Source organism: Nonomuraea sp. NPDC001831, from assembly GCF_042892035.1.
Classification (GTDB): Bacteria; Actinomycetota; Actinomycetes; order Streptosporangiales; family Streptosporangiaceae; genus Nonomuraea.
Map to the genome: position 1 here is coordinate 101,071 of NZ_JBIATU010000009.1, position 15,135 is coordinate 116,205.

14 protein-coding genes are annotated in these 15,135 nt (G+C 71.5%); 8 read left to right on the forward strand and 6 right to left on the reverse strand.

Annotation, left to right across the window (positions count from 1 at the left end; all coding sequences use genetic code 11):
- Positions 1-69: 69 nt before the first annotated feature.
- The 4 genes from ACFYYW_RS27830 to ACFYYW_RS27845 all read left to right on the forward strand — a co-directional run bounded on the left by ACFYYW_RS27830 (position 70) and on the right by ACFYYW_RS27845 (position 5,330).
- The gene (locus ACFYYW_RS27830) at positions 70-1,608 is read left to right on the forward strand and encodes a protein kinase (RefSeq protein ID WP_387652710.1); all 1,539 of its coding nucleotides are present in this window, start codon (positions 70-72) and stop codon (positions 1,606-1,608) included.
- Positions 1,605-2,588, forward strand: a complete 984-nt coding sequence (locus ACFYYW_RS27835) for an NAD(P)-dependent oxidoreductase (RefSeq protein ID WP_387652712.1) — start codon at positions 1,605-1,607, stop codon at positions 2,586-2,588. The genes ACFYYW_RS27830 and ACFYYW_RS27835 overlap by 4 nt, the downstream gene beginning before the upstream one ends.
- Positions 2,589-2,718: 130 nt before the next feature.
- The gene (locus ACFYYW_RS27840) at positions 2,719-4,068 is read left to right on the forward strand and encodes an FAD-binding oxidoreductase (RefSeq protein WP_352325225.1); all 1,350 of its coding nucleotides are present in this window, start codon (positions 2,719-2,721) and stop codon (positions 4,066-4,068) included.
- A gap of 2 nt (positions 4,069-4,070) precedes the next feature.
- On the forward strand, positions 4,071-5,330 hold the full coding sequence (locus ACFYYW_RS27845; protein ID WP_364415744.1) for a cyclopropane-fatty-acyl-phospholipid synthase family protein: 1,260 nt from the start codon (positions 4,071-4,073) through the stop codon (positions 5,328-5,330).
- Positions 5,331-5,421: 91 nt separating this feature from the next.
- On the opposite strand, the gene ACFYYW_RS27850 is transcribed toward ACFYYW_RS27845, so the two are convergent.
- Complete coding sequence (locus ACFYYW_RS27850; protein ID WP_387652714.1) at positions 5,422-5,799, reverse strand: hypothetical protein; 378 nt, start codon at positions 5,797-5,799, stop codon at positions 5,422-5,424.
- Positions 5,800-5,893: 94 nt separating this feature from the next.
- On the opposite strand from ACFYYW_RS27850, the gene ACFYYW_RS27855 reads away from it, so the two are divergent.
- Positions 5,894-6,256: a DUF488 domain-containing protein gene (locus ACFYYW_RS27855; protein WP_387652716.1), complete on the forward strand. Its 363-nt coding sequence runs from the start codon at positions 5,894-5,896 to the stop codon at positions 6,254-6,256.
- 13 nt (positions 6,257-6,269) lie between these two features.
- Here the strand turns inward: ACFYYW_RS27855 and ACFYYW_RS27860 are convergent, their stop codons facing one another.
- From ACFYYW_RS27860 to ACFYYW_RS27870, 3 genes are read right to left on the reverse strand one after another with little or no spacing between them, the layout of a single operon-like run.
- Entirely contained in the window at positions 6,270-7,412 is a 1,143-nt protein-coding gene (locus ACFYYW_RS27860) for a phosphotransferase (protein ID WP_387652718.1), read from the reverse strand.
- A gap of 9 nt (positions 7,413-7,421) precedes the next feature.
- Complete coding sequence (locus ACFYYW_RS27865; protein ID WP_387652720.1) at positions 7,422-8,072, reverse strand: HAD family hydrolase; 651 nt, start codon at positions 8,070-8,072, stop codon at positions 7,422-7,424.
- 32 nt (positions 8,073-8,104) lie between these two features.
- A complete protein-coding gene (locus ACFYYW_RS27870) occupies positions 8,105-9,640 on the reverse strand; it encodes a long-chain fatty acid--CoA ligase (protein ID WP_387652722.1) in 1,536 nt (511 codons plus the stop codon).
- Positions 9,641-9,787: 147 nt separating this feature from the next.
- Here ACFYYW_RS27870 and ACFYYW_RS27875 point away from each other — a divergent pair, with 147 nt between their 5' ends.
- Together ACFYYW_RS27875 and ACFYYW_RS27880 are read left to right on the forward strand one after the other, a co-directional pair.
- On the forward strand, positions 9,788-11,332 hold the full coding sequence (locus ACFYYW_RS27875) for a GMC family oxidoreductase (protein ID WP_387652724.1): 1,545 nt from the start codon (positions 9,788-9,790) through the stop codon (positions 11,330-11,332).
- Positions 11,333-11,393: 61 nt separating this feature from the next.
- Positions 11,394-12,647: a cytochrome P450 gene (locus ACFYYW_RS27880; protein WP_364415755.1), complete on the forward strand. Its 1,254-nt coding sequence runs from the start codon at positions 11,394-11,396 to the stop codon at positions 12,645-12,647.
- A 93-nt stretch (positions 12,648-12,740) separates the two neighbouring features.
- Here ACFYYW_RS27880 and ACFYYW_RS27885 read toward each other — a convergent pair whose 3' ends face one another.
- Complete coding sequence (locus ACFYYW_RS27885) at positions 12,741-13,325, reverse strand: TetR/AcrR family transcriptional regulator C-terminal domain-containing protein (protein WP_387652727.1); 585 nt, start codon at positions 13,323-13,325, stop codon at positions 12,741-12,743.
- Positions 13,326-13,384: 59 nt separating this feature from the next.
- Here ACFYYW_RS27885 and ACFYYW_RS27890 point away from each other — a divergent pair, with 59 nt between their 5' ends.
- Positions 13,385-13,789 carry an ester cyclase gene (locus ACFYYW_RS27890; RefSeq protein ID WP_387653125.1) on the forward strand — a complete coding sequence of 135 codons (405 nt, stop codon included), beginning with the start codon at positions 13,385-13,387 and terminating at the stop codon, positions 13,787-13,789.
- On the opposite strand, the gene ACFYYW_RS27895 is transcribed toward ACFYYW_RS27890, so the two are convergent.
- The gene (locus ACFYYW_RS27895) at positions 13,731-15,068 is read right to left on the reverse strand and encodes an MFS transporter (protein ID WP_387652729.1); all 1,338 of its coding nucleotides are present in this window, start codon (positions 15,066-15,068) and stop codon (positions 13,731-13,733) included. The genes ACFYYW_RS27890 and ACFYYW_RS27895 overlap by 59 nt on opposite strands.
- Positions 15,069-15,135: the final 67 nt, after the last annotated feature.

Here is a 15,135-nt window from a genome sequence, read left to right on the forward strand (position 1 = left end):
GTGGTCTACAGATCGCCGGCGTCCAGCGGCTGTCTGCAGCAGGCGCTCGCGCCGCTACAGGGGTAGGACATGGTTTCGGAGAGCAACCGGCTTGTCGCCAGGCGCTACCAGTTACTGCGCGAACTGGGCCGCGGGGGTATGGGCGTCGTCTGGGAGGGTTACGACACGCTGCTCAACCGGCAGGTGGCCATCAAGGAGGTGCTGCTGCCCGAGGGGCTGTCGCCGGGCGAGCAGGAGCGCCACCTCATGCGCACCGCCCGCGAGGCCCGTACGGCGGCCAAACTCAACCACCCCTCCGTGGTCTCGGTCTACGACGTGGTCGAGGAGGGCGGCCGGCCCTGGATCGTCATGGAGCTGGTCGCGCACCCCTCGCTCGAAGAGGTCGTGGCCACCTCGGGGGCGCTGCCCGTACGGCAGGCGGCCGACGTGGGCCGTCAGGTGCTGTCGGCGCTCAGGGCCGCCCACGAGGCCGGGATCCTGCACAGAGACGTCAAGCCCGCCAACATCCTGCTCGCCGACGACGGCCGCGCGGTGCTGATGGACTTCGGCATCGCCACGGTCGAGGGCGACGCCTCGCTGACCAGGACGGGCATGGTGACCGGCTCGCCCAGCTTCCTGGCCCCGGAACGGGTGCGCGCGGACGAGGCCGGACCGCCCTCCGACCTGTGGTCGCTCGGCGCGACGCTGTTCGCCGCGATGGTCGGCCGCTCGCCCTTCGACCGCGGCGAGGCCATGGCGACGATCAACGCGCTGCTCAACGAGGAGCCCGACTACCGGCGCATCCCGCCGATCATGCACCCGATCCTGAAGGGCCTGCTGCGCAAGGAGCCCGCCGACCGGGTGGACGCCGAGGAGGCCGACCGGCTGCTCGCGGCCATCGAGGTGGCGGCCAAGCCGTCCTACACCGACCTGCCGGAGAAGAAGCCGGGCAGCGGGCGTGGGCGGGCCGTGCTGGCCGTGGCCGCCGCCGCCGTCGTGGTCGTCGCGGGCGGCGCGGTCGCCTACTTCAAGCTCGCCACGCCCGCCGAGGGCGCCCCGCGCACCGCCCAGCCGGCCGCCGCGGCCAGCCCGCTGAGCCCGTCGCCTTCGCAGCAGCCCACGGCGAGCCGGACGCCGTCGGCGACCCCCACGCCGACCGTGCGGCGGGTGCGCCCGGCCGTACGCGCGTGGACTTCGCGGGAGGGCTGGTCGATCCTGCGCCCGATCGGCTGGCGGGGCGCGCTGCGCGAGTCCGTCACCGAGTGGACGCGCCGCGACGGCAACGCCCACCTCGGCGTCGAGGCCCTGTACTCCAGCCTCGACGCCAACCAGATCCTGCGCGACTCGGAGGAGACGCTGCGGCAGGACGGCCAGGAGGTGATCAGCCGCGGCCGCCGCGTGGTCAACCACCGGGGCGTCAAGGCCGTCGAGTGGGAGTTCTCCTGGACCGCCGCCAGCGCCGCCGGCACCCACTGGATCAGGCCGGGCATGACCTACCACGAGGTGCGCCGCGCGGTGGTGTCCGGCGAGACGGCCTACATCCTGTCCTGGACGGTCACCCAGGACCAGTGGCTGCGCAACAGGACACTGATGCGACAGGTGATCGACAGCTTTACTGTGAAGGCATGAGCCCCTGGAACCTGCTCGCCCTGCCGCCGCTGCCCGAGGAGGCGACGCGCGGCTTGCTCGCCCCGCTCGGCGACCGGGTGACGGTCCGCGTGCCCGCCACCCGCGACCGGGCCGGGCTGCTGGCCGCGCTGCCCGAGGCCGAGATCGTGCTCGGCGACTGGACCTCCACGCTCGTGCTCGACGCCGAGGCGGTCAAGCACGCGCCCGCGCTGGCCTTCGTGCAGCAGCCCTCGGTGGGCGTCGACGGCCACGACCTGGCCGCCCTGGCCGAGGCCGGGGTGCCGCTGGCCAACACGCCGGGCGTCAGCGCCGTCGCGGTGTCGGAGTGGTGCCTGGCCGCCACGCTCTCGCTGTCGCGCCGGCTGGGGGCCGCCGACGCCGCCGTCCGCGCGGGGGAGTGGCCGCAGCAGGGCCTGCGCCCGCGCGAGCTGAGCGGCCGCCGGATCGGCGTCGTCGGGTACGGCCCGATCGGCGAGAACTGCGTGCGTCTGTTCGGCGCCCTGGGCTGCGAGGTCTCCTACTGGACCAGGTCCCCGCGGCAGGCGCCCGGCCGCGCCGACCTGGAGACGCTGGTGGCCGGCAGCGACGTGCTGGTCGTGGTGATCGCGCTGTCGGAGGAGACCCGCGGGCTGATCGACCCGCGCCGCATGAAGCAGGGTGCGCTGCTGGTCAACGCGGCCAGGGGCGGCGTCGTCGACCAGGCGGCGCTGGTCGACGCGCTGCGCGACGGGCACCTCGGCGGGGCCGCGCTCGACGTGTTCGACACCGAGCCGCTGCCCGTCGGCGACCCGCTGCGCGATCTGCCGGACGTGCTGCTGTCGCCGCACGCCGCCGGGGTGACGCCCGAGGCGACGACGCGCCTGCTCACGGCCGTGCTGGACAACCTCACGGCGGCACTGGAGGGACGAGAGGTGCGGGCCGTGCTCAATGGGGTCTCACCCCTGGTCCGGCGTAGATTTCCGCATTTGCCTACCACATAGGCGTTTCACCTGGCACGATGAACAGTTTTCGTGTCTTTAACGACCCCGGTCTGTTCGAGCCGGGCCGCGGGAGATACGGTCTTACGGACGATCTCTACCAGCTCAAGGGGGTGCTTCCGTGACGACGACGATGTCGACACACCAACGGGCAGTAGAGCAGATCCGGCAGTCCTACGCCGAGATCCCCGGCGACGCCGCTCCCCGGTTGGCCAAGTCCACGTCCAACCTGTTCAGGTTCCGTGACGGAGGCAGGACGGCCAAGCTGTCGGCCAGAGACCTCGACGAGGTCATCAGCGTCGATCCGGCGACGATGACGGCCGAGGTCCAGGGCATGACCACCTACGAGCACCTCGTCGAGGCCACGTTGCCGCACGGGCTCATGCCGTACGTGGTGCCGCAGCTCAAGACGATCACGCTCGGCGGCGCCGTGACCGGCCTCGGCATCGAGTCGACCAGCTTCCGGGACGGCCTGCCGCACGAGTCGGTGGAGGAACTGGAGATCCTCACCGGCGACGGCCGCATCGTCGTGGCCCGCGACGACAACGAGCACCAGGATCTGTTCCGCGCCTTCCCCAACTCCTACGGCACGCTCGGCTACGCCCTGCGCATCCGGATCAAGCTCCGCAAGGTCCAGCCGTACGTGCACCTGACGCACATCAGGTTCACCGACGCGGCCAAGTGCATGCTGGCCATGCAGGAGATCTGCGACAGCATGGTGCACGACGGCGAACAGGTCGACTTCGTGGACGGCGTCTTCTTCGACCCGGAGGAGATGTACATCACGCTGGGCCGCTTCGCCGACCGCGCGCCCTACGTCTCCGACTACACCGGCATGCGCATCTACTACCAGTCGATCAGGCAGCGCAGCCGCGACTGGCTGAGCATCCACGACTACCTGTGGCGCTGGGACACCGACTGGTTCTGGTGCTCGCGGGCGTTCGGCGTGCAGCAGCCGGTGGTCCGCTCGCTGATGCCGCGCCGCTGGATGCGCTCCGACGTCTACCGCAAGCTCGTCGCCCTCGACCGGCGGACCGGGCTGACCGCCCGCATCGACCGCTGGCGCGACCAGCCCGTCCAGGAGTCGGTCATCCAGGACGTCGAGGTGCCGATCGAGCGCGGCGCGCAGTTCCTGGAGTTCTTCCACGACAAGGTGGGCATGACCCCCGTCTGGATGTGCCCGCTGCGGTCGGGCTCCCAGTGGCCGCTGTACCCGCTGGAGCCGGGCAAGCTCTACGTCAACTTCGGCTTCTGGGGCATGGTCCCGCTGCCGCGCGGCCAGTTCGACGGCTACTACAACAGGCTCATCGAGGACTCGGTACACGAGCTGGACGGCCACAAGTCGCTCTACTCGACCTCCTTCTACGCCCGTGAGCAGTTCTGGGAGCTGTACAACGGTGATGCTTATTGGCCGGTCAAGCGGGAATACGACCCGAACGGTCGCCTGCTGGACCTGTACGAAAAGTGTGTACGGGGAAGGTGAGCATGGCTCTCGCAAGCATCTTTGAGAAGATCGTCGGCTCTGACGCGAACATCTCGTTCATGGCCTACGACGGCAGCAAGGCCGGTCCCGACGGCGCCGACCTCGGTCTTGAGGTCAAGTCGCCCATCGCGGTGGCCTACCTGGCGCAGGCCCCCGGGGAACTGGGCCTGGCCAGGGCGTACATCTCGGGCCACATCGACGTGCACGGCGACCTCTACACCCTGCTCGACCGCATGTGGAACATCACCACCAACGACCTGACCGCGGGCGAGAAGCTCGCCGCCGTACGGTCGCTGGGCGTCAAGCCGCTGCTCATGCGGGTGCCGCCGCCCCCGCAGGAGGTGCGCCAGAGCGCCCTGGCCCGGCTCGGCTCGCGGCACGCCAAGCAGCGTGACGCCGAGGCGATCCACCACCACTACGACGTGTCCAACCGGTTCTACCGGTGGGTGCTGGGGCCGTCCATGGCCTACACGTGCGCGACCTTCCCCGAGGAGGACGCGACGCTGGAGGAGGCCCAGTACACCAAGTTCGACCTGGTGGCCAGGAAGCTCGACCTCAAGCCGGGCATGCGCCTGCTCGACGTCGGCTGCGGCTGGGGCGGCATGGTCATCCACGCCGCCAAGCACTACGGCGTCAAGGCGCTGGGCGTGACGCTGAGCCGCCAGCAGGCCGAGTGGGCCCAGAAGGCGATCGCCGACGCGGGCCTCCAGGACCTCGCCGAGGTGCGCTTCATGGACTACCGCGACGTGCGGGAGACCGGCTTCGACGCGGTCAGCTCCATCGGCCTGACCGAGCACATCGGCAAGGACAACGTCCCGTCGTACTTCGAGTTCCTCTACGGCAAGCTCAAGCCCGGCGGCCGGCTGCTCAACCACTGCATCACCCGTCCGACGGGCAAGGAGAAGACGTTCAACAAGGGCGGCTTCATCAACCGCTACGTCTTCCCCGACGGCGAGCTGGAGTCGGTGGGCTGGCTGATCAGGCAGATGGAGGACATCGGCTTCGAGATCCGCCACGAGGAGAACCTGCGCGAGCACTACGCCAAGACCCTGCGCCACTGGTGCGACAACCTCGACGCCAACTGGGACGAGGCCGTCCAGGAGGTCGGGATGGGCACGGCCAGGGTGTGGGCCCTGTACATGGCGGGCTGCATCGTGGGCTTCGAGCGCAACAAGGTCCAGCTGCACCAGGTGCTGGGCGTCAAGCTCGACGACGACGGCAGGTCCGGCGTGCAGCTGCGGCCGGCGGTCAACTGGCCGTGACGGGCGGGAGAGGGCCCGCCGCCCTCTCCCCACGGCTCACCCCGCTCCGAGGTGCTGTCCGAGCGGCCGGCTGACCTGGGTGTGCCCGGGGTCAGAGGTGGCCCACGGCGGCGACGGGCGTGCGGGTGTGCGGGCACGACCATGTCGCGACGCCGTCCGCCACCGTCGCGGCCAGCGGGTGGGTGCCGGGATGCTGGGGGCACTCCGGCCACACCGCGGGCAGCCCCTGCCCCCACAGCGCCTCGACCGCCCACTCCTGCACCTGGTCGGCGAGGTCGGCCACCTGCTCGGCCGGGCTACCGGCGACGCCGAGCCGCAGGCCCACGCCGCTGCCGTCGGGCGCGAACAGCATGAGCAGCCGCTCGCCGCCCCACAGCGGCGTCTCCTCCCGCAGGTCCGGACGCACCCCGCAGGTGGCGCGCAGGTCGCGGAGCACGGGCAGCAGCGCGTCGGGGATCGGCTCGTCCACATCCCGGATCCTAGACGTCACCCGCCGGGTCCCTGAACGGCGCTTGGCATCGCCCGGCGTAGCGTGGTCTCACGGTCGGCAGGAGGGGCGGACGGTGACGGCTGGGAACAAGGTTCAGGTGCGCCGGGTCTACGACGAGCCCGTGCCGGACGACGGCGCCCGGGTGCTGGTCGACCGGCTGTGGCCGCGCGGCCTGGCCAAGGCCGACGCCCACCTCGACGAATGGTGCAAACAGGTCGCTCCGTCCACCGAGCTGCGCACCTGGTACCGGCACGACCCCGACCGGTTCGCGGAGTTCGGCCGCCGCTACCGGGACGAGCTGGCCGAGCCCGAGCGGGCCGAGGCGATGGCCCACCTGCGCGAGCTCGCCGGGAAGGGCCCGCTGACCCTGCTCACCGCCACCAGGCAGCCCGAGATCAGCGAGGCCGCGGTGCTCGCCGAACTGCTCAACGCCTGACCGCCGGGAACGCTCAGCGGGCGGATGGCCCGCCGGCGGCCAGGCCGTCGAGCGTGCGGGTGAGGAAGTGCCAGCTCAGCTCGGCGTCGCGGGTGTGGCCGTGCGGGCCGCGGAACAGGGCGACGTACTGGGCCACGTCGTCGAGGCTCCACCGCAGCCGGTAGAGGGCCAGGGCGGCGGGGTCGGGCGTGCGGCCGCCGGCGGCCGCGTACCTGGCCAGGTCGGCGGGGGTCCTGGCGACCAGCCACAGGTCCCGTTCCGGCACGGCCAGGCCGACGGTGTCCCAGTCGACCAGCAGGCAGCGGCCCTCGTGCCGGAGCAGGTTGCCGGGGTGCGGTTCGCCGTGGGTGACGACGGGCGGGCCGAGGTCGCGGCAGCCGCGGTCGAAGTCGCGCAGCCGGGCGTGCAGGGTTCCGGCGTGCCGGTCGAGCAGGGCTCGGGCCCGCTCGGCGTACGGGCCGCCGGTCCACGGGCGGCCGGTCTCGGTCAGGGCCCGCTCCAGCGCCGCCCGTCCGGGCGGTTGCAGCGGGCGGGACGGGGTGGACGGGGGCGGGGGCGTGGCGTGCAGCTCGGCCAGCAGGTCGATGACCTGGGCGCGGTCGTGCTCGGCCGGCTCGTCGTCGAAGCCGCCGGTGACGCCGTCGATGAACGGGAAGACGCTCAGCGCGTACCGGGCGGCGAGCGGGCGGAGCAGCGCGCCGCCGTCGAGGTCCGGCACGGGCGCGACCACGAACCGCAGGGTCGCGGCCAGCGCTGCCGCCGTCTCCAGCGCCCGCCCCAACTCCCCGAACGCCACCCGCGCCACCCCGCCCAGGTCACCGGCCGCCCGCGGCTCGTGGGAGAGGCCGGCTGGAGCCGGTGAGGGGGGTGGAGGCAGTTCCGGTTCGCGGGACGGCGCAGCGTCCGGTTCGTGGGGGAGAGGGACGTCCGGTTCGCGGGACGGCGCAGCGTCCGGTTCGTGGGGGAGAGGGGCGGCCGGTTCGGGGGAGAGGGTGGCGGCGGTGAGGAACCAGCGCCGTCCGTCGGCGCCGGTCGCGATCCAGTGGTGGTCGCCGAAGCCCACCGGCGCGTACGCCAGCCCGACGGCCTTGATCCCCCACGCCTCCAGAGCGGGCGCCAGCAGCGATTCGTCCAGGTCCGCGGGTCTGTCACGCATCGGGCCACACTAGCGAGCGTCCCCGCCGCCGGGCATCCCGATTAACAGCTCCATGGCCGCGAGCACGTCGTCCACCGTCAGGTCCGCCGGGGGAGCCGCCGCGCCCGTCCCGCGGTCGATCCAGATCGTCCGCAATCCGGCCGCGCGTCCGCCCGCGATGTCCTTGTCCGGGTCGTCGCCCACCATCCACCCGCCGGCCGGCACGGATCCGCACCGGTCGGCGGCGATCCGGAACAGCCGGGCGCCGGGTTTGCGCACGCCCTCCGCGCCGGAGATCGCCCACCCGTCCACCCGCTCGGCCAGCCCGGTACGCCGGATCTTGCCCGTCTGGTTGTCGGCCATCCCGTTCGTCACGATCCCGACCGCCCACCCCGCCGCCCGCAGCCGGTCCAGCCCCGCCAGCACCTCGGCACGGCACTCCACCAGGTACGGCAGCCTGGTCCGGTAGGCCCGCCACAACTCCTCGACGGGCTCGGCAAGCGCGAAGCGCTCGCGGACGCGGGCGAAGAAGGCGTCCATCGGCACGGACCCGTCGGCGTCCAGCCGCACCAGCCAGTCCACGGCGTCCGGGCCCAGCCCGCGCCCCGCGGCGAACTCGGCCGCCCACAGCCGGAACGCGGCCAGCCGGTCGATCAGCGTGTTGTCCAGGTCGAACAGCACGAGCGGGCGGTCCCCGGTGATCGGCGCAGCGGTCAGCGGAGCTCGCGCTTGAGGATCTTGCCCGTGGCCGTCATCGGCAGGGCGTCGCGGAACTCGACGATCCTCGGGTACTTGTAGGCCGCCATGTTCTCCCTGGCCCAGGCGATCAGCTCGTCCTCGGTGACCGACGAGCCGGGCGTGCGGATGACGTACGCCTTGACCTCCTCGCCGTGCGACTCGTGCGGGACGCCCACGACCGCCGCCAGCGACACCGCCTCGTGGGTCATGAGCACCTCCTCCAGCTCGCGCGGGTAGACGTTGAAGCCGCCACGGATGATCATGTCCTTGGCCCGGTCGACGATGGCGTAGTAGCCGTCGGCGTCGCGGGTGGCGATGTCGCCGGTGCGGAACCAGCCGTCCTTGAGCACCTCGGCCGTCGCTTCCGGGCGGCCGTAGTAGCCCTTCATGACGTTGTGGCCGCGGATGGCGATCTCGCCGGGGCCCTCGCCCTCGACCGTCTTCCAGTCGCCGTCGATCAGCTTCATCTCCACGCCCCAGATGGGCGTGCCGATCGTGCCGGGCTTGGTGGGCCGTCCGAGCTGGTTGAAGCTGGCCACGGGGGACGTCTCCGACAGGCCGTACCCCTCCAGGATGCCGATGCCGAAGGTCTGCTCGAAGTCCTTCAGCACCTCCACCGGCGACGACGCGCCGCCGGCCACGGCCACCTTCAGGCTGCGCGGCACCTCGGCGCCCTCGGCGTGGATCTTCGTGAGCATGCCCCAGTACATCGTCGGGACACCCGCGAACGTCGTCACGTTCTCCTTGCGCATGAGCTCCAGGGCCTCGCCCGGCTCGAAGCGCGGCATCAGCACGACCGTCGCGCCGCGCATGAAGGCGGTGTTCATGACGGTCGTCTGGCCGAAGGAGTGGAACAGCGGCAGCACCGCGAGGTAGGTGTCGCCGCCCTCGCTGCGGGGGAACATCCGGTCGCTGATCAGGGCGTTCATCAGCATGTTCTGGTGGCTGAGCTCGGCGCCCTTGGGCTGGCCCGTGGTGCCCGAGGTGTAGAGGATCACGGCGGTGTCCTCGGGGTCGGTCTGCACCGTCTCGAAGTCGGCCGGCACGCCGTTGAGCGCCGCCCACACCGTCTCGCCGTACGGGGACTCGGTGGCCAGGGGGGTGGCGGGCAGCACGAAGAAGTGCTCGCAGCCGTCCGCGGCCTCGAAGCCCGCCTTGCCGCGCTCGCCCAGCGGCAGCTCCGGCGAGCCCTCGAAGCAGAACAGCGCCTTGGCGTCGCTGTCGTCGAGGTGGTAGGCGATCTCCCGGCCCTGCAGCAGCACGTTCAGCGGCACCACGGTCGCGCCGGCCTTGAGGATGCCGAAGTAGACGAACGGGAAGTACGGCAGGTTGGGACAGGCCAGCGCCACCTTGTCGCCCTTGCCGATGCCCCGCGACACCAGCAGGTGCGCCACCTGGCGGGCGACAGTGTCGATCATGCCGTACGGCAGGCGCATGTCGCCGAAGACGATCGCCGTGCCGTCGGGGTTGTTTCTGGCGCTGTCCTCCAGGACGACCGACAAGTTGAGCATGAACGCCTTCCTCCTCTGTACGCGCTTGCCGCCATCTTGGCATCAGCCCATACCGACCGGTAGGTAACCAAGGTTACAGATGCATATGGACGCGAAAGCTCACCTGGAGTAAGCAAGTGACAGGTTACTTAGCCCCCTGGAGTGCTCATGCAGTACGACTACGTGATCGTCGGAGCGGGGTCCGCCGGGTGCGTGCTGGCCAACCGGCTGTCGGCGGACCCGTCGGTGTCGGTGGCGCTGGTCGAGGCGGGCGGGCATGACGACAAGCTGGAGATCCGCATGCCCGCCGGCTTCGCCAAGCTGTTCAAGACCGACTACGACTGGAACTTCACGACGGCCAAGCAGAGCGAGATGTCCGGCCGCGAGCTCTACTGGCCGCGCGGCCGGGTGATCGGCGGCTCGTCCTCGCTCAACGCGCAGATGTGGGTGCGCGGCTGCCAGCAGGACTACGACCAGTGGGGCGTGCCCGGCTGGACGTACGAGGAGGTCCTGCCCTACTTCACCAGGGCCGAGCAGCGCGTCGGCAGCAACCACGGCGGCGTCTACGGCACCTCCGGCCCGCTCTACGTCTCCGAGCTGCGCAGCCCCAACGTCACCACGGCCGCCTTCCTGCGGGCCTGCGAGGAGCTGGGCCTGACCCGGCTGCCGGAGCTGAACGGCCGCTCCAACGAGGGCTACTGCCCCACCCCCGTCACCCAGAACCGCGGCCGCAGGTGGAGCGCCGCCGACGCCTACCTGCGGCCGGCCGCCGCCAGGCCGAACCTCACCGTGCTCACCGGCGCGACCGTGGACCGCGTGGTGTTCGAGGGCTCCCGCGCCGTCGGCATCGAGCACAGCGGCGGCACCCTGGTCAGGGCGGCCAGGGAGGTCGTCCTGTCGGCGGGGGCGATCGGCTCGCCGTACCTGCTGCTGCGGTCCGGGGTGGGCGCGGCCGAGGAGCTGCGCGACGCGGGGGTGCCGGTCGTGCGCGAGCTGCCCGAGGTCGGCAAGAACCTCCAGGACCACCTGGCCTCCGGCGTGTACGTCGAGTGCAAGGAGCCGGTGACGCTGACCAAGGCCGAGTCCCTGGTGAACCTGCTGCGCTACATCGTGCTGCGCTCGGGCATGCTCACCACGAACGTCGGCGAGGCGGTCGCCTTCGTCCGGACCTCGGCCGAGGAGCCCGCCCCCGACATCGAGCTGGTCTTCGCCCCCGGCCCGTTCGTCGACCACGGGCTCACCTCGCCGACCGGCCACGGCCTGACCGTCGGCGTCGTGCTGCTGCAGCCGCAGAGCCGCGGCAGGGTCGGGCTGAGCGGCCGCGACGTGCTGATCGACCCCGGCTACCTGAGCGCGGAGGCCGACGTCAAACGCCTGGTCGCCGGGCTGAAGACGGCCAAGCAGGTGTTCGCGACGAGCGCGATGAAGCGGTACGCGGGCGGCCCGATGGCGCCGTACTGGGGGCCGGAGAGCGACGAGGAGCTGGCCCGGTGGGTGCGCGAACGCGGCGAGACCCTCTACCACCCCGTGGGCACCTGCCGGATGGGCACCGACGAGGGGTCGGTGGTGGACCCGTCGCTCCGGGTGCGCGGCCTGGAAGGGCTCAGGGTGGTGGACGTGTCCGTCATGCCGACGCTCAACCGCGGCCACACGCACGCTCCGGCGATCATGATCGGCGAGAAGGGCTCCGACCTGATCCTGGGAGACCGGTAGCCGGGCGCCGCGACGCGGCGGACCTTGACGTAAGTGAGCACTTGCCCAAGGCTTGTGCGGTATGACGCTCTCCGCGGATCTGGACATCTCGCAGATACCGTTCTGGGGACTGCCGCAGGCGGACCGCATGGAGACCTTCCGCCGCCTGCGCGGGCTCGAACGGCCCCTCTTCGTGCCGGAGCAGACCGTGCCGTTCATCGGCGGCGGGCCCGGCTACCACGCCCTCGTGCGCCACGCCGACGTCACCGAGGCCAGCAGGAACGCGGCCGTCTTCAGCAGCGAGCCGTGCTCCAACAGCATCCCCGACATGCCGCGCTGGCTCAGCGTCTACTTCGGCTCGATGATCAACATGGACGACCCGCGCCACGCCCGCCTGCGCAGGATCGTCTCCAGGGCCTTCACCCCGCGCATCCTGTCCAAGATGGAGGAGGACCTGGCCAGGGCCGCCGCCGAGATCGTGGACGAGGCCATCGAGCAGGGTCCGGGCGACTTCGTGGCGCAGGTCGCCGCCCGGCTCCCCGTACGGGTCATCTGCGACATGATGGGGATCCCGCCGAAATTTCATGACCTGGTGTTGCGGCGGACCAACGTCATCCTCGGCAACGCCGACCCCGAGTACACCGGCATCGACCCGAACTTCAGCCGCGCCAACGTCGCCCGCGGGCTGGCCAAGCTGCTGCGCGCCGGCTACTCGCTGAACCGGATGGCCGCCCGCCTCGGCGACGAGCGCCGCAGACGCCCGACCGGCGACCTGGTCAGCCTGCTCGTGGGCGGCGAGGAGCGGCTCAGCTCGCAGGAGCTGGGCTCGTTCTTCATCCTGCTGGTGGTGGCCGGCAGCGAGACCACCCGCAACGCCATCGCCTACGGGCTGAAGCTGTTCACCGACCATCCCGAGCAGCGGGAGCTGCTGCTGGCCGACTTCGACGCGCGCGTCGGCCGGGCGTGCGACGAGATCGTGCGCTACGCGACCCCGGTGATCCAGTTCCGCCGCACGCTGACCCGGGACCACGAGATGAACGGCGTGCCGTACAAGAAGGGCGACAAGGTGCTGCTCTTCTACAACTCGGCCAACCGCGACGAGTCCGTCTTCACCGACCCGGACGTCTTCGACATCACCCGCGACCCCAACCCGCACGTCGGCTTCGGCGGCCCCGGGCCGCACTACTGCCTGGGCGCCCACCTGGCGCGCAGGGAGATGAGCGTGATGTTCCGCGAGCTGTTCACCCGCCTGCCCGGCATCAGGACGTCCGGCGAGCCCGACTTCCTGCTGTCGAACTTCATCAACGGCATCAAGCACCTGCCGTACACGTTCTGACCGCCCCGGCCAGGCCTCGTCCACGTGCACCGGGACGCCCGGGTCGGGTGCCGGCGCGCCGGTGAACACGCGTGGGTGGCACGGCTGAGGGCGTCAGCTTTGCGGAGCGAATCCACCGAGCAGGGCCGCCACGGCCAGCTCGAAGCGTTCCCGGTGGTCCTCGGGCGTGCCGAGGCCGTCGGCGACCGCCCGCGCCAGCACCGGACGGTCCGTCAGGTCCAGGTCGGGCTGTTGCGGGCTGTCCGGCCCCGCCTCGGCCAGCGTGTGCCCGATCACGAACGTGGACACCGCGTTGATCACGTGCAGCGCCTCCTTGGCCGTGAAGCCCGCCCGGGTCAGCGCGGCGGCGGCGCCTTCGACCATGTCCAGGGCTCCCGGCGTGGCCACCGGCCGGATAGCGACCACCGGCATGAGCGCGGGATGCCGCAGCAGCTCGGCCCTGATCGACTCGGCGAACGTCCGCATCCACACCCGCCAGTCGCCGGACGGCTCGATCGTGACGCGGGAGAGCACCAGCTCGACCAGCCCGTCGAGGACCGCGTCCTTGTTCGGCACGTAGTAGTAGAGCGTCATCGCCTCCACGCCCAGCTCCTTGCCCAGCTTGCGCATGGACAGCCCGGCCGCGCCCTCGCGGTCGAGGAGTTCGAGCGCCGCCTCCAGCACCCGTTCCCTTGACATCCGCTCTCTCATACACCGTAAGATACTCCCGTCTTACACCGTAAGAGAGAGGGTTGAACGTGATCACCGACTTCTTCGCCGCCGTCAACGAACGCCGCCTCGACGACCTGGGCGACTACCTGACCCCCGACGTCGTCGACCACAACAAGATCATTTTTGGCGAGCCGGACGAGCCGGGCGCCGCCTTCGAGGGCATCCGGATGCAGCTCGACGCGTTCGACCCGTTCCACATCGAGGTCGAGGAGGTCGTCGCCGAGGGGGACAGGCTGGCCGCCAGGATCCGCATGACCGGCACGCACTCCGGCACCCACCCGCGCATGCCCACGCCCACCGGGCGCAGCTTCGACGTCGAGGCGATCTTCCTGGTCACCCTGCGCGAGGGGCGGATCAGCGAGATCCGCGCGGTCAGCGACCGGCTGGGTCTGTTCCTCCAGCTGGGCTGGGACTGGCCGCAGGCCGACTGACCCGCCTGCCCGCCAGGGTCAGCGGCAGCAGCGCGCCCGCCAGCGCCAGCCCGGCCGCCACCAGCAACATCGTGGACACCCCCGAGCGGTACGGCGCCGCCAGCACCGCCACGCCCACCGCCGTGCCGACCTGCTTGAGCGTGTTCACCGTCCCGGTGGCCATGCCCACCTGATCCATCGGCGCGGTCAGGCCGACCTGGTTGGCCACCACGTTGCCCGCGCCGAGCCCCAGGCCGCCGAGGAACAGCCCCGCCATGATCGGCGTCCACCGGTCGGCCGCCGGGATCGCCATCACCAGCAGCGCCACGGTGATCAGCGCCGGGCCGGCGGCGATCAGCACGCCCATGGGCCAGCGGTGCAGCACCCGGCCGACCGCGATCGGGCCGATGACCGCGGCCACGCTGAAGGCCAGGAAACGCACCCCGGCCTCGATCGGGCTCGCCTCCAGAGGGCCCTGCACGTACAGGGTGAGGTACGTGAACCCGCCCAGCAGCGCGGCCAGCATGAGCAGCGTCGTGGCCGAGCCGACCGCGAACACCCGGTTCCGGAACAGCCCGAAGTCGATCATCGGGGTCGCCGTCCGCCGCTCGGCGAGGACGAACGCCGCCAGCAGCGCCAGCCCGGCCACCAGCAGCAGCGGCACGTCGTGGATGAGCGCCGGGATGATCGCGAACAGCGCCGCGGCGACCAGCACGACGCCCAGCGGGTCCAGGTGACCCCGGCCGCGCGACTCCGGCACCCGCTGCCGCAGCGCCACCACCACGAACACGCCGATCGGCAGGTTGATCAGGAAGATGGCCCGCCAGCCGAACGTCGCCGTCAGCACGCCGCCCACCACCGGGCCCAGCGTCATCGCCAGGCCGGAGACGGCGCTGAAGATGCCGAGCGCCCGGCCCCGCGCCGGGCCCTCCGGGTAGACCGAGGCGATCAGCGGGGTCGTGGTGCCGTACAGCGCGGACGCGCCCAGGCCCTGGACGCCCCTGGCCACGTCCAGCAGGGCGGCCGTGGGCGCCAGCGCGCAGGCCAGCGAGGCCACCGTGAAGACCGTCACGCCCACGGCCAGCATCCGGCGGCGGCCGTACCTGTCGGCCAGCACCCCGGCGGGCAGCAGGACGGCGGCCAGCGTCAGCGCGTACGCGTCCACCACCCACTGCACCTCGGCCAGGCTCGCCCCCAGGGCGGCGCGGATGTCGGGCAGCGCGATCGTCACGGCGGTCAGGTCCACCACCACGAGCACGATGGTCAGTGAGGCAAGAGCGAGAACCCATCCGCGGCGCATACCTGCTCCTCACGATGAAAGGCCCCTCGTGCAGTGGTACTCCCGGAAGGAGGCGAATGCTAGGTTT